Source organism: Nonomuraea sp. NBC_00507 (genome assembly GCF_036013525.1).
GTDB lineage: Bacteria > Actinomycetota > Actinomycetes > Streptosporangiales > Streptosporangiaceae > Nonomuraea.
Genome location: NZ_CP107853.1, coordinates 10322545 through 10339102, shown reverse-complemented (window position 1 = coordinate 10339102; position 16558 = coordinate 10322545). Strand labels below are relative to the sequence as shown.

The following is a 16558-nucleotide window of genomic DNA, read 5'->3' as shown; positions in this document are numbered from 1 at the left end:
CGGCATGGAGCGACTGGGGGAGCTGTCCGGCACTGAGCGACTGGGGGAGTTGTCCGGTATGGACTGGTGGTACGTCCGCGCCTATCCCGGCGGCGCCGAGCTCATGGACCCGGCAGCCCGCCTCCTCGTGCCCTGGCTGCGCGAGCAGGCGGACCGCGAGGGCGCGGCGCGCTGGTTCTTCGTCCGCTATTGGGACATGACAGGCCACCACCTGCGCCTGCGACTCAGCTGCCCGGCCGACGGCGTGGACCGGATGCACGAACGCCTCCCCGAACTGGAGGACCTCCTCGCGGCCCTGCGGCCGGAGCCGGTCGAGCGGCTGGTCCCTGGCGACTTCCCCGGCCCGCTTCCCGCCCGGCGCGCGGCCGCCGCCTGCCTGTACGCACCCGAGCTCGGCAAGTACGGCGGCGCGGCCGGAGTGGCGCTGGCCGAGGAGCTGTTCACCACGTCCTGCGCCTGGTACGCCGACGCGCGGCTGACGGATCTGGATCGCACGGGCGAGCGGGCGGCGCTGGCCGTGGCCTACATGCGCGGGCTGGCGAACACGCTGCCGGAGCCGGAGCGCAAGGGCTTCTGGGCCGCGCACCGCGCGCACTGGGGCTGGCAGCTGCGCTTGGCGGTCCCCGGCCAGGACCGGCTCCGCGCCCTGCTCGTCAAGACCGCCTCGGCGCTCCCGGCCTGCCCTTCGGACGTGGCCGCGCAGGTCGAGGCGGTACGCGCGGTGCTCGACGGCGCCGCGGCGGCGAGCGTGCCCGTCCCGCGGGCCGAGCTCCTGCTCCAGTACATGCACATGGACCTCAACCGGCTCGGCTTCGTGCCCGCGGAGGAGTGCCTGCTGGGGCTCATCGCTTGTCAGTGAAGGAAAGTACTTGCCAGTTTGGAAAGTAACTTCTATCGTGGAAAGCGATGAGCCAGGCGCCACGAGAGAGGTTCCTCGCCATGCCCATGAATGACCTGGCAGTCGTCTTCGACAACGTGGTGAAGCGCTACGACCGGCTCGCCGCGATGGACGGGATCACGCTGAGCATCGAGAGCGGTGAGATCTTCGGCTTGCTCGGCCCCAACGGCGCGGGCAAGACCACCAGCATCGAAACACTCGTCGGGCTGCGCAGGCCCACCTCGGGCCGGGTCCTGGTCTACGGCTACGACCCGATCGCGCAGCGCGACGAGATCCGCAGGCTCGTCGCGGTCCAGCCGCAGCACGCCGCGCTCTTCGAGCAGCAGACCGTCGCCGAGCTGCTGCGCGTGTGGGCCTCCTTCTACCCCGACCCGGCCGACCCCGACGACGTCATCGGCAGGCTGGGCCTCGGCGACTCGCGTGACGTCAGGGTCTCCAAACTGTCCGGCGGCCAGCAGCAGCGGCTGCTCGTGGGCACGGCGCTGATCTCCCGCCCCCGGCTGCTGGTGCTCGACGAGCCCTCGACCGGCATGGACCCCAACGCGCGCCAGGACCTGTGGGAGGCGGTCCGCGGCCATCGGGACTCCGGCGGCACTGTGCTGCTGTCCACCCACTCCATGGAGGAGGCGGAGACGCTCTGCGGCCGGGTCGCCATCCTGCACAGCGGCAAGGTCGTCGCCCTCGGCGCCCCCGACGAGCTGATCCGGCAGCATGCGCCTGATCAGGAGCTGCGGTTCACCGTGGTGTCCGGCACCGCGCTGGGCGAGCTCGAGTCGCGCCCCGACGTCTCGGAGTTGGCCGCGCACGAGCAGAACGGCCACACCAGGGTCAGCCTGCGCACCTCCGACCCCGACTCGCTGTTCACCGTGCTCACCACGAGGCTGGGCGCGCGGCAGATCCAGACCAGGGACGCCGGGCTGGAGGCGGTCTTCCGCCGCGTCACCGGCGCGAGCTTCGCCGACATCCATGGAGAGGGATGACACCATGGCCTCAGCGACCCGCGAGCTCTTGGGCTTGCACACCCGCGAACTCCTCAGAGACCGCAGATACTTCTTTTTCGTCCTGGTCTTCCCCTTCGGCATGGCAGGGATCTTCCTCGCCATCGCCAAGCTCATGCCCAGCGGCGAGGGCGCCCCCGACTTCGAGCAGATCGTCGTCCCGATGGCGCTCTACCTCTCCGTCACCGGCGCGGCGCTCACCATGACGGCAGGCCCGCTGGCGGCGATGCGCGCCAAGGGCACGCTGCGGCTGCTCGGCACCACGCCGATAACCCGGGCCAGGCTGGTGCTCACCCACGTGCCCGCCCGCCTGGCGATCGTCGTGGTCCAGACCGTTCTGGTGCTGGCGCTGGCCCTCGCACTCGGATTGCTGGACCTCTCGGCGGTGCCCGCGCTGCTCGGCATCACGCTGCTCGGGCTTGCCATGTTCGGGGGCATCGGCTACCTCATCGGCGGGCGCATGTCCTCGCCCGACGCCGCCACCAACGTAGCCACGCTCGTCCAGCTCGCGGCACTGTTCATGAGCGGGCTGACACTGCCGCTCTGGCTCTTCCCCAAGGCCGTCGGCACCGCGCTGAGCCTGCTGCCCAGCTCCTTCTACGCCGACCTGATGGCCACCCAGCTGCCGGGCGGCCGGCCATTCCACCCGGTCTGGCTCTCGGTGCTGGTCGTGGCCTGCACCACCGGGGTGGTGGCGTGGCTGGCGGTCAAGACGTTCAAATGGGATCAGGGAGAGGAGTAAAGGACCATGGATAGAGAACAGGCGGCGCACGCGCTGTCCGATGCCGGAGCCGCGGGCTCCCGGCTCCGCGCCAAAGCTCGGCTGCACGCCGCCGTCTCCTTCGTGCTCGGGCTGGCCGCGGTGGCGATCCTGCTGGTCTTCGGCGTGCTCGTGCCGCCTCCGGCCAGCTACGCGATCATGGGGGTGGGACTGCTGCCGCTGATCGCGCTCGGCATCTACACCGGCTCGCGGCCCGTGGTGCCCCGCCACTACGCCGCCCTCTACCAGATCTGCGGCGCGGCGGGGGCGGGCGTCTACTCGGTGGTCGTGGTCGTCGGCGCCGCGGTCTTCCCCGGAACCCTGGCGTGGTGGTTGCCCGGCGCGCTGCTCACCGCCGTGCCCTTCTTCGCGGTCGGATATCTCGATCTCAAGGCGGCAAGAGGCAGGCAGTGAAGCACCCGCGCAAGGAACTCGACGAGACCATTCACGCGCCGGTCCGGTTCTCGATCGTGGCCGCGCTCGCGGCAGTGGACCAGGCCGACTTCAGGTCCCTGCGCGACGCCATCGAGATCAGCGACTCCGCGCTGTCGAAACAGATCTCCACGCTGGAGGCGGCCGGCTACGTCAAGGTACGCAAGACGTTCGTGGGCAAGCGCCCCCGCAGCTACCTGTCACTCACCCCGGGTGGCAGGGCCGCCTTCGAACGGCACCTGCGCGCGCTGCAGGAGATCGCCGGCAGTGCGGTCGTCACGAAGACGGAGGAGGACTAGCCGGCGCGGCCGCCAGGAAGGCCCTGGCCGTCCTGGTACGGGCCACCACCCGCCCGAGCCCCGAGCTCAGCGCCATTTCCTCCGCGCACGCCAGGGTCTGCTGGGCGGCCTCGGGATCGCCCAGCAGGATCCGGGTGGTGCCGAGGTCGAGGAGGATCTGTGACTGCATCACCCGGTCGTCGAGGTGCCTGGCGATGTCCAGGGCGTGCTCGAACTCCAGGTTCGCCTTCTCCAGCGTGCCCGTCCTGACCGCGTGCTTGGCCAGGCCCCGCCGGATCTGCGCCTCGCTTCGCAGGCTGCCGCCCTCACTGCACAGCTCGAGCGCACGGCCGAGGCAGACCTGCGCCTCCTCCTGCTCACCGGTCCTGTGGAACACCATGGCCAGCCCGCCGAGCGCATCGGCCTCCGCCACCGGGTCGCCGCTCTCCCGCAGCAGGCTCGCCGCCTCCTCGTAGGCGTCGCGGGCCATGGCGAGGTCCTCGTGGAGCTGGTGGAGGTCGCCCCGCAACCGCAGGGCGAGCCCCTTGCCGTGGCGGTCGTCCAGTTTCCCGAAGAGCTCCAGCGCGCGGTCGGCGTGGTCGCCCGCGCTGACGTAGTCACCGACCAGCAGCGCTCGCTGGCCGAGCGAGTACAGCAGCGCCGCCTCGCCCCTGATGTTGCCGGCCTGCCGTACGCAATCGAGGGCGAGCTGGTGGGACTCCAGCCACCGGGCGAAGTGCGGGCCGGTCTCGAGCAGCGCCAGCGGGGCGATCGCCAGCTCCCAGCAGGTCTCCGCCAGGCCGGTGGCCGCGGCTCGCCGTACGCCGGTCATGAGTTCGTCGAGATGGTCGGCCAGCCAGGTGAGACCGGGCTCGGCGCCGCCCGCGGGGTGACGCGGAGCCGTGCCGCGGGGAATGGCGTGGTCTCTGCCGCGAAGCAGAGCATGGGCGGCGTCGGCGAGGGTCAGCCACGTGCCGAGCGCCCGCTCGACCGCGGCGCGGCGCACAGGCTCGGCGTCCTCCGCGGCGGCCCGCTCGGCGGTGAAGGCGAGCAGCAGTTCGGGGCAGCGGTAGCGGAAGCCACCGTCTTCCGCCGGGCCCTCGGGGACCAGGAAATGCGCCTCCGCCAGCTCCGCCAGCAGATTGTCCGCCGTGTCCACAGGTAGGCCGGCGAGCGCGGCGGCCACGGACGAGGAGATCTCCGGCACGCCGTAGCAGCCGATGGCCCGCGCCAGCGCACGCAACCGGGGCGAGAGGGCGGCGTAGCCGTGCCGCAGCGTGGGCCGTACGGATTGACCGTCGTGGCGCAGCGTGTCCAGGATGGCCGAGGGGTCGGCGAGCCGGTCGGCCAGGTGCTTGAGCGGCCAGTGGGGGCGCGCGGCGAGCTTGGCGGCGGCGATGGTCAGCGCCACGGGCAGGCCCGCGCACAGCTCGACGATCCTGTCGGCCGCCTCCCGCTCGGCCGCCAGCCGCTCCTCGCCGACGGTCGCGGCCAGCAGTCTCCTCGCGTCCGCGCCGGTGAGCGCGGGCACGGTCACCCGATGCGCGTCCCGCAGCAGGGCCAGCGCCGAGCGGCTGGTCACCACGACCGCGCTGCCCGCGCTGCCCGGCCGGAACGGCAGGACCATCCCCGGGTCCGCCGCGCCGTCCAGCACGATCAGCACCCGGCGGACGGCAAGCGCGCTGCGCAGCGCCACCGACCTGGCGGTGACGCCGTCGGGGATCTCGCGCACACCGAGCGCGGACAGGAACCCTTTCAGCGTCTCGCCGGGGTCGCCCGAGCCGTCGGCGTAGAGCTGCCCGTCGGGGAAGTCTCCGGCGACCCGGTGCGCGGCCTCCAGCGCGAGCGCCGTCTTGCCGATCCCGCCGGGTCCGGCCATCACCAGCAGCCCCACGCCGCCGCGCAGGGCGGATACGGCCTCCGCCAGCTCGCCGTCGCGGCCGACCAGCGCACCCGGGCGCGGTGGGAGCTGACGAGGCACGGCGGGAGGCCGCGCGGCGGGCTCGTCGTGGCGTGGCCCGTTGACCCCGGAAAGCCGCTGCCGGCCGAGCCCGGGATCCTGGCGCAGGACGCGTAGCTGTAGTTTGCGCAGCTCGGGGTCGGGGTCGGTGCCCAGTTCGTCGCGCAGCAGCCGCTCCAGGCCGGCGAACACAGCCAGCGCTTCGCTGCCCCGCTGCGCCCGGTACAGCGCGAGCATGAGCTGGGCGTAGAAGCGCTCGCGCATGGGGTGCGCGTCGGTCAGGTCGCGTAGCTCGGCGATGAGCTCGCGGTGTCTGCCGAGCGCGAGGTCGGCGTCGATGCGCTCTTCCATCGCGCTCAGCCGCCGCTCGTTCCAGGCCGACGCGGCCGTCAGCGAGGCCGTGCTGTCGAGCCCGGCCAGCGCGGGCGCCCGCCACAGAGCCAGCGCCGCCCGAAGCGTCCTGGCTCCCTCGGCGTGGTCGCCCGCCCGCGCGGCGGCCCGACCTCGGTCGCACAGCCGCGCGAAGACGAACGCGTCGATCGTCTCCTCGTCGGCGTCGAGCGTGTAGACGTTGTCGTGCACCTCGATGGTGACGCCATGCCGGCGTAGCTCGCCCACACCGCGATGGACCTGGTTGCGTGCGCTCTTGCCGGGCGCGTCGCCGTAGATGACGTCGATGAGCCGGTCGACGGACGCGGAGAAGGACGGGCTCAGGATCAGGTGCGCGAGAACGGCACGCGAACGGCGGGTGGTCAGGCGGATCTCTTGGTCATGCTGCCAGATGACGGGTGGACCGAGAATGCCGAAGCGCAACGACACACTGCCCCCTCTTGTGTCGTCCGTGACTGCGTTGAGTTGTTGCGGCAAGATCGCCCAATACTGTGGGAGTGTTCTGGACCGTACCCGCTTGTGGGCAATGGTAGCTCTCCGTGGCCGATCTTCTGGCTTTTGCTCATTCTGCTGCCGTCCACTTGAGATCCACTTACATGCGCCTGAAATGCCGCGTCGTTACTTCCGTGTGAGCCGCAGAATGGCGTGGTCGTCGGTGAGGTAGGGCAGTTCCAGCCGGATGCTGTTGATGCGGCCGGGTGAGTGCGGAGTCAGGGTGAGCTTGCCCTCGTCGCGGCAGCGGCCGTTGACGCAGGTGCCGCTGACGCTCACGCTCATTCCCTCGGCCCGCAGCCCGCCGGTGGAACCCAGAAGCGTGAGAACGGCCTCGTCCGCGTTGAGGGAGCTGATCGTGAGCCGCTGCACGCCGAACCGCTCGTCGATGGTGAGGCGGTCGCCTGCCCGGATTTCGACCTCGCAGTCGGCGTCCTTGCAGGCAGCCAGATCGCTCCCATCGGCCGCCGATTGCGGGCTGGCAGCCGGGGTGGGGGATGTCGTCGGCGGTGGGGGCGCTGTTGGTGTCGCCGCCGTCGGTGTCGCCGCAGGGGCCGCCGTTGCCGTTGCCGCGGAGGGCGGCGCCGGCGGTGCGGCGGGTTGGTTGGCGCAGGCAGTGAGCGTGATCAGCAGGGCGGCGGTGGTGAGCCGGGCGAGGATCGGCATAAGGCTCCTCCGGTCAGGGCGGCGTGACGATGTGCCCCATCGGACGGTTTCGGCAAACGGTCTTCTTCGTGAAGAGATAACCCCCTGACGCCGCGTTCACACGGACAGTGACGGTCCGGTGTCGGCAAAAGGGCAACCGGAGGGATCCCGCCCAGGGAGGCCTGCGCAGCCAGCGAAGCCGATGATGTAGATGATGTAAAAGATTCTGGACATGACGTCAAAGATTCGTTACGTTGGGGATGTCAAAAATGCTTTACATCGTCGAAGTGGGAGAGAGCATGACCGCGTCGGAAACAACCCGTCAGCCGATACGCCGGGCCGGCCTGACCGCGGGAATCGCGCTGCTGGCGATGGCCGTCGTGTCAGGCCTCGCCAACTTCGGCGTCCTGGAGACCCTCGTCACCGAAGGCGACGCGGAGCGGACCGTGCGGGACCTGCGCGAGGCGGAGGGCCTGTTCCGCTACGGCGTGACCGGCTTCCTCCTGGCCGCCCTGCTCGACGTGGTCGTGGCCTGGCCACTGCTGGTCTACTTCAAGCCGGTGAACGAAGGCGTCGCCACACTCGCGGCCTGGTGCAGGGCGGTGTACGGGGGAGTGTTCATCGTTGCGATAGCCCAGCTCGCCGCGGTGCCGTCCCTCCTCGGCGGCACCGGCGTCTTACCCGCCGAGGTGCTGTCGAAGATCAACGCATTCGATGACATCTGGAAGGCCGGCCTCAGCCTCTTCGCGCTTCACCTGGCTCTCCTGGGATACCTGGCGTACAAGTCGCGCTATGTGCCCAGGTGGATAGGCGTCCTCCTCGTGATCGCGGGGCTCGGTTATCTCGTGGACAGCCTTGGCGTGCTCCTCGTGCCGGGCTATTCGCTCGACGTGGCCATGGTCACCTTCGTCGGGGAGCCCGTGCTCATGATCTGGCTGCTGGTCAAAGGGTGGAACGTCGCCGTGCACGAGCGCGGGCGGGGGCCTAGCCGCCCTGGGTCATGATGGTCTTCTGCTTGGAGCACTCGCCGGTGGGGCGCTTGGAGGTGCCGCGGCAGACCTGGACCTTGATCTGCAGGACGCTGCCGTAGTTCTTGCGGAAGGTCCCGGTGCCGGGCGTGCAGTTGTAGAAGCCGTGGACCTTCCAGCGACCGTTGCGGGCGTCCTGGGCGCGCAGCACGGCCCAGGCGCAACCCTTGCCGCGGGTGTCCTCCAGGTTGCCGTACACGACATAGCCGAACTGGCTGATGGCCACCTTGCCCCAGGCACTGGCCATGCCGTCGGCGGAATGGACGGGGCGCCACTTCCAGATGGCCGGCGTGGCCGCGGCGGGGACGGCCACGCCCAGCGGGAGGATGGCGGCGGTGAGGAGGGTGAGCAGACGCATGAGGGGACTCCGGAATGACGCGTGAATCGGACACTCCTAGAGATAGGCCCCCATACTTGTGAGCGACTTGGAAGCCACGTGTTCAGGTCTTGAGCAGGTCGAGGGCGATGTCGACGATCATGTCCTCCTGGCCGCCGACCAGGCGGCGCCGGCCCACTTCGAGCAGGATGGTCCGTACGTCGATGCCGTACTGGCGGGAGGCGGCCTCGGCGTGGCGCAGGAAGCTGGAGTAGGCGCCGGCGTAGCCGAGGGTGAGGGTGTCGCGGTCCACCTGAACGGGGCGGTCCTGCAGCGGGCGGACGAGGTCGTCGGCGGCGTCCTGCAGGGCGAACAGGTCGCAGCCGTGGGTCCATTCGTTGAGGTTGGCGACGGCGATGAACGGTTCGATGGGGCAGTTGCCGGCGCCCGCGCCGTGCCCGGCCAGGGAGGCGTCCACGCGGGTGACGCCTTCCTCGACGGCGACGACGGAGTTGGCCACGGCGAGCGAGAGGTTCTGGTGGGCGTGGATGCCGAGCTGCGTGCCGGGGTCGAGGACGTCGCGGTAGGCGCGGATGCGTTCCCGGACGCCGTCCATGGTGAGGCGGCCGCCGGAGTCGGTGACGTACACGCAGTGGGCGCCGTACGACTCCATGAGTTTGGCCTGGCGCGCGAGTTCGGCGGGGGCTGCCATGTGGCTGAGCATGAGGAAGCCGGCGACGTCCATGCCGATCTCGCGGGCGGTGGTGATGTGCTGGGCGGCGACGTCGGCTTCGGTGCAGTGGGTGGCGATGCGGATGGAGCGCACGCCGAGGGAGTAGGCGTGCTTGAGCTCGGCGATGGTGCCGATGCCGGGCAGCAGCAGGGTGGTGAGCGTGGCCCGGTTCGCCGCCTCGGCGGCCGCCTCGATCCATTCCCAGTCGGTGTTGCTGCCGGGGCCGTAGTTGACGGAGGCGCCGGCCAGGCCGTCGCCGTGGGCGACCTCGATGGCGTCCACGCCGGCCGCGTCCAGGGCGGCGACGATGCGGCCCACATCGTGCGGGGTGATGCGGTGCCGTACGGCATGCATGCCGTCCCTGAGGGTCACGTCCTGGATGTAGAGGCTCATGCGGTCGCTCCTGCGATGGCGATGCGTTCGGCGACGCGCAGGGCGGCCGAGGTCATGATGTCGAGGTTGCCGGCGTAGGCGGGCAGGTAGTGGGCGGCGCCCTCCACCTCCAGGAACACCGACACCCGGGTGGTCACCGGCGCGGGGGTGAGCGTGGTCACCGGCTCGTCGATGGGCGTGAACTGCACGTCCTGTTTGAGCCGGTAGCCGGGGACGTACTTGGCGACCTCGGCGACCATCTCCTCGATGGAGGCTCGGATGGCGTTCTGGCCGGCGTCGCCGATCAGGCAGAAGACGGTGTCGCGCATGATGAGCGGCGGGTCGGCGGGGTTGAGGACGATGATCGCCTTGCCGCGGGCGGCGCCGCCGACCGATGCGATGGCGGCGGCCGTGGTCTCGGTGAACTCGTCGATGTTGGCGCGGGTGCCGGGGCCGGCCGACTTGGCGGCGATGGAGGCGACGATCTCGGCGTAGGCGACGGGGGTGATGCGTGAGACGGCGTGCACGATCGGGATGGTGGCCTGGCCACCGCACGTCACCATGTTCACGTTGCGCGCCCCGAGGTGGGCGTCGAGGTTGACCGGCGGGACGACGAACGGGCCGATGGCGGCCGGGGTGAGGTCGATGAGCGTCTTGCCGTAGGGCTCCAGCTTGGCGGCGTTGGCGAGGTGGGCTTTGGCGGAGGTCGCGTCGAAGACGATGTCGATGCCGGCGAAGCCGTCCATCGCGATGAGGCCGTCCACGCCCTCGTGGGTGGTGGGGATCTTCAGACGGCGGGCCCGGGCGAGGCCGTCGGAGTCGGGGTCGATGCCGACCATGGCGCCCATCTCCAGGGTGCCGGAGAGGCGGAGCACTTTGATCATCAGGTCGGTGCCGATGTTGCCGGAGCCGATCACGGCCACCTTGGTCTTGTTCATGAGGCGTCCTCGAAGGTCACGGCCACCGCCCCGAGTCCGGAAATTTCGGCTCGTACGGTGACACCGGGGGAGACGGGAACCATCGGTCCCAGGGCGCCGGAAAGGATCACCTGGCCTGCGCGCAGCGGGTCGCCGAAGTCCCGGGCGGTGTGCGCCAGCCACAGCAGCGCGTTCAGCGGGTCGCCGAGGCAGGCGGCCCCGTTGCCTTCGGAAACGATCCGGCCGCCCGCGTCCATGCGCATCGTCGCCTCGACCGGTTCGAACGCGCTCAGCGGCAGCCGCTCCGAGCCCAGCACGTACAGGCCGCTGGAGGCGTTGTCGGCGACGGTGTCGATGATCGTGATGTCCCAGTTCGCGATACGGCTGTCCACGATCTCCAGCGCGGGGGTCGCGTAGTCCACCGCTGCCCGGACGGCCGCCAGGTCGAGGTCCTCGGAGAGGTCGCGGGCCAGGACGAAGGCGATCTCGGCCTCCACCTTCGGCTGCACGAGGCGTTCCACAGCAGCGGTGCCGGACACTTCCATGTCGGCGAACAGCACGCCGAAGTCGGGCTGATCCACGCCGAGCTGCCGCTGCACGGCCGGGGAGGTGAGGCCGATCTTCCGGCCGGTGACAGCGCCGGCCCGGCGGGCGTTGAGTCGGCGTTGCACCTCGTAGGCGGCGGCGACGTCGGTGATGAGGTCGCGGACCGGCCGGCACGGCTTGCCGGTGAGAGCCGCGTCCGCCAGCCGGTCCACGGCCTCGTCTATGGCGGTCATCGCGCGGCCTCCGCCGTCGCGACCGCGAAGCCGGCGATCCATTCGGGGATCGCGCGGTAGAAGCGGGAGCTCATCCGGTACCTGCCGGTGGCGGCGAGCGAGGCGAACGCGGCGATCCACGTCCGCACCTCGTGGGCCGATCCGCCGCCCTGCTCTCCCATCCACTCCACGCTCCAGCCGTCCACGTCGGAAAGGCGGCCACTCGCGAGCGTGTCGAGGACCAGGTTGTCCCAGTTCGGGTTGATGGGGAGCATCGTGGTCGAGCCCGCCGCGTAGTCGCGGCCGGCCTGGATCACGCGCTGCTCACCGCGCGCACGCTGCTCGGGCGTGGGCGGGTGGCCCTCGATGAGCGCGTCGGCCACCCGCGGCGGGGCGCCGTCGAGCACCGGGACGGGCGGATCGTGGGAGAGCCCGCCGGAGCCGAGGAACAGCACCCGCCGGTCCAACTCGGCGGCGGCCTCGCCGATCGCGGTGCCGAGGGCGCGGATGCGGCTGACCGGGCCGAGCGGGGTGGCCACTCCGTTGACGAAGACGGGCACGACAGGCACGTTCGCGATGCCGCCGAACAGCACCTCCAGCGGCTGCACGAACCCGTGGTCCACGGTCATCCGCGCCGAGATCGTGAGGTCGACGCCGCGATCGAGCACACCGCGCGCGAAGGCGCGGGCGGCGCCGGCGTCCACCGACAGCGCTCCCGCGGCCGAGCCGAAGTCACCGACCGCGCCGGCCTCGGTGGCCAGGCAGAAGGGCGGCATCTCCTTGTAGAAGAAGCCGTTGTAGTGGTCGGGGGCGTACAGCACGACCAGCTCGGGGTCGAACGCGCGGACGAAGGCCCGGGCCTCGTCCACGGCGGCGTCCACCGCCGCGATGACCTCGGGCGCCGGGTCGTTCTTGCCGATGAGCGGGGAGTGGGACAAGCCGACGGCTGCGGCTTTCATGAGGCGATCTCCTTAATGACGAGCTTGCCGGTGAGCCGCCCGTCGATCATGAGCTGGAAGCCCTTGTGGATCTCGTCGAGCGGCAGCGTGCGGTCGATCACCGGGCGCAGGCCCGTGGCGTCCATCATCTTGAGCAGGGCGACGAGCTCGCCGCGGGTGCAGCCGGTGGAGCCGAGGATGCGCTGCTGCAGGTAGAAGATCCGGCCGAGGTCGGCGGGCGGGTTCGTGCCGCTGGTCGCGCCCGCGATGACGATCGTGCCGCCGGGACGCAGCGACTTCAGCGAGTGCGACCAGGTCGCCTCGCCGACCGTCTCGATGACGACGTCCACGCGCTCGGGCAGCCGCTCGCCGGTCGGCACCGCGGCGCGGGCTCCCCAGGCGAGAGCCTGGATCCGCTTGTCCTCGCTGCGGCTGGTGGCGTACACGACGGCGCCGGCGGCGACGGCCAGTTTGATCGCGGCCGAGGCGACGCCGCCGCCCGCGCCCTGCACCAGCACCCGGTCGCCGGCGGTGATCCGCGCCTGGGTGAACAACATCCGGTACGCGGTCGTCCAGGCGACCGGCAGGCACGCGGCCTCGTCGAACGACAACCACGACGGCTTGGGGATCAGGTTGCGGGCGGGCACCGTCAGGTACTCGGCGAAGGCGCCGTCGTGCCGCTCGGACAGCAGGGCCCGGTTCGGGTCGAGGGTCTCGTCGCCCCGGCCGGCGTCCGGGTCGGCGATGACCGGGTGCACGATGACCTCGTTGCCGTCCTCGTCGTACCCGGCGGCGTCGCAGCCGAGGACGATCGGCAGCCGGTCGGGCGGATGGCCGACGCCGCGCAGGGTCCACAGGTCATGCATGTTGAGCGAGGACGAGACGACCCGGACGATCGACCAGCCGGGCCGGCGTTCGGGCCTGGGTACGTCGCCCAGGACGAGCCCGGCCAGCGGGTCGGTCGCGCTCTGGGAGACGGCGGTGGCGGCAAGCATGCCCCCACGCTGTCCGACGGTCATCGTCGGGGAACAGCGCGTGTGCCGCCGTACGGAACAAGGGTTGGAAAGCGGCGGGTCCGTGGCTGTTACCTGGGCCCATGACCATCGAACCCCCGCGCGGGGCCCTGCGACGCCCGGCCGAGCTGGCGCGGACCATCGACGTCTCCGGGCTCGTCGATGCCGAGGGCGGGCTGGTGGATCGTGCCATCTTCACCGACCAGCAGATCTACCGTCAGGAGCTGCGCCGCGTGTTCGCGCCGAGCTGGCTGTTCCTCGCGCACGCCGACCAGTTCCACAAGCCCGGCGACTTCTTCACCACCTACATGGGCGAGGACCCGGTCATCGTCACCCTGGACCGCAACCGGCGCGTCCGCGCCTTCCTCAACTCCTGCCGCCACCGCGGCGCCCGCGTCTGCCGCGCCGACTACGGCGCCACGCGCAACTTCACCTGCACCTACCACGGCTGGTCGTACGACCTCGAAGGCAAGCTGGTCAGCGTGCCGAACAAGGCGGGCTACCCGGAGTCGTTCGAGACGGGCGAGTGGGGCCTGGTCGAGGTGCCCCACGTCGAGAACCACCGCGGCCTGATCTTCGGCACCTGGAACCCGGACCCGGTGCCGCTGCGCGAGTCGCTCGGCGACATGGCCTGGTACATGGACGCGATGCTCGACCACGACGACGAGGGCACCGTGGTCGTGGGCGGCGTGCACAAGTGGGTGCTGGAGGGCAACTGGAAGCTGGCGGCCGAGCAGTTCGCCACCGACTGGTACCACGTCAACATGAGCCACGCCTCGGCGCTCATGCTGCTCTCGCCCACCGGCAAGGGCCCCAAGGACGAGATCGTGCACCGCACCGGCCGCCAGTACGCCGGCCGGAACGGTCACGGCGCCGGCTTCCCGGTGCACCCGAAGAACCGCTTCGACGCGAGAACCGTCCACCAGTGGACCGACTATCAAGCGCTGCGCGAGCGGCTCGGCGACGCCCGCGTCGAGGGCCCGCTGACCAACGGGCACGCCACCGTCTTCCCCAACTTCTCCTACCTGCCGGTCAACGGCTCCATCCGGATCTGGCACCCCAAGGGCCCCGACCGGATGGAGGTGTGGGCGTGGACGATCGTCGACAAGTCCATGCCGCACGAGGTCCGCGAGGCGCAACGCCTGTACAACCTGCGCACGTTCGGCCCCAGCGGCATCTTCGAGCAGGACGACGGCGAGAACTGGAGCGAGGTGCAGGCCGTCTCGCACGGGTTCATCACCAACAACGTGCCGCTCAACTACCAGATGGGCCTCGGCTCCGAACGCGAGGACGGCCGTCACCCCGGCACGACCAGCGAGCTCTACAGCGACGCCGCCGGCCGGGCCTTCTACGCGCGCTGGCGCGAGCTCATGAACACCCCGGCCTGGCACGAGGAGGACAAATGACTCAAGGAATTCGGGTCGCGGCGCTGGACGACATCCCCGAGGGCGAGGGCGTCGCCATCGACAAGGCGATCACCGGCACCGCCGACGACATCGCGTTGCTGCGCGACACCGACGGCAGCGTGTGGGCGCTCGACGACACCTGCACGCACGAGGACGCCTCGCTGGCCGACGGCTGGGTCGAGGACGGCTATGTCGAGTGCCCGCTGCACTCCAGCAAGTTCTGCCTGAAGAACGGCGAGGTTCAGGGCCTGCCCGCCACCCGGAGCACCTGCCCGCACCGGGTCGAGGTCCGCGACGGCGAGGTCTACCTCTTCCCGAACCAAGCGCCATGAGGATCGTGGTGGCCGGCGGCGGCGTCGCCGGCGTCAGCACGGTAGCGGCCCTGCGCGCGGGCGGCTTCGACGGCGATCTCACGCTGGTCGACGCGGGCGAGTTCCCGTACGACCGCCCGCCGCTGTCGAAGGAGTACCTGGCCGGATCGAGGGAGCTCAAGCAGATCGCCCTGCAGCCCCCGCACTGGTACGACGAGCAGGGGGTACGGCTGATCAACGAGTGCACGGTCGCCGCCCTGCACCCGGCCGACGGCACGGTGGAACTGGCGGGCGGCCTGCTGCTGCGCGCCGACCGGGTGGTGCTGGCCACCGGCGGCGGCGCGGCCCGCCCTCCGATCCCCGGCGTGGGCGGCGACCGCGTGCACGTGCTGCGCACGGCGGAGGACGCCGACCGGCTGCGGGCGGCGCTCACGCCCGGCGCCCGCGTCCTCGTGGTCGGCGCCGGCCTGATCGGCGCCGAAGTCGCCTCGACCGCCGTCGACCTCGGCTGCGACGTCGTCCTGGCCGACCCCGTGGCCACGCCGCTCGCCGCCGCTCTCGGCGAGGACCTCGCCGCCTGGCTGCACCGACTGCACGCGCGGCGCGGCATCACCACCGTGCGGGCCGGCGTCGCCTCCTTCGCCGAGACCACGGACGGCATCGAGGCGAGCTTTGTGGGCGGCGCCGAGGCGAGCTTCGCGGGCGGCGTCGAGCCGCGGACGTTCGACGTGGCCGGGCCCGGGGTGGCTGCGGAGCCGTCGCGGGTGTTCGACGCGGTCGTGCTCGGCGTCGGCATGACACCGCAGACCGCTCTCGCCGAGTCGGCCGGACTCGACGTGGATCGCGGTGTCCTCGTGGATGCCGGACAGATCACCTCGAACCCGGCCGTGCTCGCGGTGGGCGACGGCGCGCGGACCCGTCAAGGGCCGCGGGTCGAGCACTGGGAGGCGGCCCGGCACGACGGCGCCCGCGCCGCGGCCACCATCCTCGGCACCCGCGCCCCCGCGCCCACCGCGCCGTGGTTCTGGACGGACCGGCACGGCCGCCACGTCGAGGTCGCCGGCCACATGGAGACGGCCGACGAGGTCATCGTCCGCGGCTCGTTCGACGACCCGTCCTTCTCCGTCTTCGGCCTGCGGGACGGGCTGGTCGTCGCGGCCGCCGCGGTCGACGACTCCACCGCCGTGCGGGCCGCCCGCCGCATGATCGACCGCCGGGTCCCGGCCGACCCGGCGCGGCTGTCCGACCCGTCCGCGAGCCTGCGCACGCTGCTGCGCGGCTGACGTGCCACCCTGCGGCACACCCCGTTCCCCACCACCCTCCAGAAGGGATCGAATGACACCGTGAGCACCGCCACCGACGCGCGGGCCGGGATGCGTGCCGACCGCGACACCCACTTCGAGGTCGAGCAGTTCTACTACGAGGAGGCCGACCTCCTCGACGCCGGCCGCTACGCCGACTGGCTGGACCTGCTCGCCGACGACCTCGACTACTGGATGCCCACCCGCACCAACCGGCTGCGCCGCCAGCAGGCGCTGTCGGTGGCCGCGCGCGGTGAGGCCGCCTACTACGACGAGAGCAAGGAGAGCCTGGCCTGGCGCATCCGCCGCTTCGACTCCGGCATGGCCTGGGCTGAGGACCCGCCCTCGCGCACCCGCCACCTGGTGACGAACGTGATGGTCCGGCACGCCGACCCCGCCGAGCACCCCGGTTTCACCACGGATGACCTGCACGTACGCTCGGCATTCCTGGTCTACCGCAACCGTTTGGAGCGCGAGGAGAGCGTCTTCGCCGGCAGCCGCACCGACGTGCTGCGCCGCGTCGGAGCCGGCTTTCAGGTCGCCCGCCGGGCCATCCTGCTCGACCAGAACATCCTTCTCGCGAAGAACATCTCGACCTTCTTCTGATGGGAG

At 71.2% G+C, this 16558-nt stretch carries 18 protein-coding genes; 10 read left to right on the top strand and 8 right to left on the bottom strand.

Features of this window, described 5'->3' with window-relative positions:
- The first annotated feature begins 4 nt into the window (after positions 1-4).
- The 5 genes from OHA25_RS49585 to OHA25_RS49565 all read left to right on the top strand — a co-directional run bounded on the left by OHA25_RS49585 (position 5) and on the right by OHA25_RS49565 (position 3387).
- A complete protein-coding gene (locus tag OHA25_RS49585) occupies positions 5-859 on the top strand; it encodes a lantibiotic dehydratase C-terminal domain-containing protein (protein WP_327583813.1) in 855 nt (284 codons plus the stop codon).
- An 80-nt stretch (positions 860-939) separates the two neighbouring features.
- Positions 940-1878, top strand: coding sequence for an ABC transporter ATP-binding protein (locus tag OHA25_RS49580; protein ID WP_327583812.1), 939 nt, complete (start codon positions 940-942; stop codon positions 1876-1878).
- Positions 1879-1882: 4 nt separating this feature from the next.
- The gene (locus OHA25_RS49575) at positions 1883-2638 is read left to right on the top strand and encodes an ABC transporter permease (protein WP_327583811.1); all 756 of its coding nucleotides are present in this window, start codon (positions 1883-1885) and stop codon (positions 2636-2638) included.
- Positions 2639-2644: 6 nt separating this feature from the next.
- Entirely contained in the window at positions 2645-3070 is a 426-nt protein-coding gene (locus OHA25_RS49570; protein WP_327583810.1) for a hypothetical protein, read from the top strand.
- Positions 3067-3387, top strand: coding sequence for a winged helix-turn-helix domain-containing protein (locus tag OHA25_RS49565; RefSeq protein ID WP_327583809.1), 321 nt, complete (start codon positions 3067-3069; stop codon positions 3385-3387). The genes OHA25_RS49570 and OHA25_RS49565 overlap by 4 nt, the downstream gene beginning before the upstream one ends.
- On the opposite strand, the gene OHA25_RS49560 is transcribed toward OHA25_RS49565, so the two are convergent.
- Both OHA25_RS49560 and OHA25_RS49555 read right to left on the bottom strand, forming a co-directional pair.
- A complete protein-coding gene (locus OHA25_RS49560; protein WP_327583808.1) occupies positions 3365-6145 on the bottom strand; it encodes an AfsR/SARP family transcriptional regulator in 2781 nt (926 codons plus the stop codon). The genes OHA25_RS49565 and OHA25_RS49560 overlap by 23 nt on opposite strands.
- A gap of 189 nt (positions 6146-6334) precedes the next feature.
- Complete coding sequence (locus OHA25_RS49555; RefSeq protein WP_327583807.1) at positions 6335-6874, bottom strand: hypothetical protein; 540 nt, start codon at positions 6872-6874, stop codon at positions 6335-6337.
- Between the two features lie 278 nt (positions 6875-7152).
- Between OHA25_RS49555 and OHA25_RS49550 the strand changes: the two genes are divergently transcribed.
- On the top strand, positions 7153-7857 hold the full coding sequence (locus tag OHA25_RS49550; RefSeq protein ID WP_327583806.1) for a DUF4386 domain-containing protein: 705 nt from the start codon (positions 7153-7155) through the stop codon (positions 7855-7857).
- Here OHA25_RS49550 and OHA25_RS49545 read toward each other — a convergent pair.
- From OHA25_RS49545 to OHA25_RS49520, 6 genes are all read right to left on the bottom strand, one after another.
- Entirely contained in the window at positions 7838-8239 is a 402-nt protein-coding gene (locus OHA25_RS49545) for a hypothetical protein (protein ID WP_327583805.1), read from the bottom strand. The two genes, OHA25_RS49550 and OHA25_RS49545, sit on opposite strands and share 20 nt — an antisense overlap.
- 82 nt (positions 8240-8321) lie before the next feature.
- A complete protein-coding gene (gene dmpG / locus OHA25_RS49540; RefSeq protein WP_327583804.1) occupies positions 8322-9323 on the bottom strand; it encodes a 4-hydroxy-2-oxovalerate aldolase in 1002 nt (333 codons plus the stop codon).
- Positions 9320-10240 (bottom strand): acetaldehyde dehydrogenase (acetylating), encoded by a 921-nt coding sequence (locus tag OHA25_RS49535; protein WP_327583803.1) that lies wholly within the window; start codon positions 10238-10240, stop codon positions 9320-9322. The genes dmpG and OHA25_RS49535 overlap by 4 nt, the downstream gene beginning before the upstream one ends.
- Complete coding sequence (locus tag OHA25_RS49530; RefSeq protein ID WP_327583802.1) at positions 10237-10998, bottom strand: 2-keto-4-pentenoate hydratase; 762 nt, start codon at positions 10996-10998, stop codon at positions 10237-10239. Before OHA25_RS49530 ends, OHA25_RS49535 begins: the two co-directional genes overlap by 4 nt.
- Positions 10995-11936: a 3-carboxyethylcatechol 2,3-dioxygenase gene (locus OHA25_RS49525; RefSeq protein ID WP_327583801.1), complete on the bottom strand. Its 942-nt coding sequence runs from the start codon at positions 11934-11936 to the stop codon at positions 10995-10997. Before OHA25_RS49525 ends, OHA25_RS49530 begins: the two co-directional genes overlap by 4 nt.
- Positions 11933-12910 carry a zinc-binding dehydrogenase gene (locus tag OHA25_RS49520; RefSeq protein WP_327583800.1) on the bottom strand — a complete coding sequence of 326 codons (978 nt, stop codon included), beginning with the start codon at positions 12908-12910 and terminating at the stop codon, positions 11933-11935. The genes OHA25_RS49525 and OHA25_RS49520 overlap by 4 nt, the downstream gene beginning before the upstream one ends.
- Before the next feature lie 101 nt (positions 12911-13011).
- On the opposite strand from OHA25_RS49520, the gene OHA25_RS49515 reads away from it, so the two are divergent.
- From OHA25_RS49515 to OHA25_RS49500, 4 genes are read left to right on the top strand one after another with little or no spacing between them, the layout of a single operon-like run.
- Positions 13012-14334 (top strand): aromatic ring-hydroxylating dioxygenase subunit alpha, encoded by a 1323-nt coding sequence (locus OHA25_RS49515; protein WP_327583799.1) that lies wholly within the window; start codon positions 13012-13014, stop codon positions 14332-14334.
- Positions 14331-14666, top strand: a complete 336-nt coding sequence (locus OHA25_RS49510) for a non-heme iron oxygenase ferredoxin subunit (RefSeq protein ID WP_327583798.1) — start codon at positions 14331-14333, stop codon at positions 14664-14666. Before OHA25_RS49515 ends, OHA25_RS49510 begins: the two co-directional genes overlap by 4 nt.
- Positions 14663-15928: an NAD(P)/FAD-dependent oxidoreductase gene (locus OHA25_RS49505; RefSeq protein ID WP_327583797.1), complete on the top strand. Its 1266-nt coding sequence runs from the start codon at positions 14663-14665 to the stop codon at positions 15926-15928. The genes OHA25_RS49510 and OHA25_RS49505 overlap by 4 nt, the downstream gene beginning before the upstream one ends.
- 60 nt (positions 15929-15988) lie before the next feature.
- On the top strand, positions 15989-16552 hold the full coding sequence (locus OHA25_RS49500; RefSeq protein ID WP_327583796.1) for a 3-phenylpropionate/cinnamic acid dioxygenase subunit beta: 564 nt from the start codon (positions 15989-15991) through the stop codon (positions 16550-16552).
- The last annotated feature ends 6 nt before the right edge of the window (positions 16553-16558 follow it).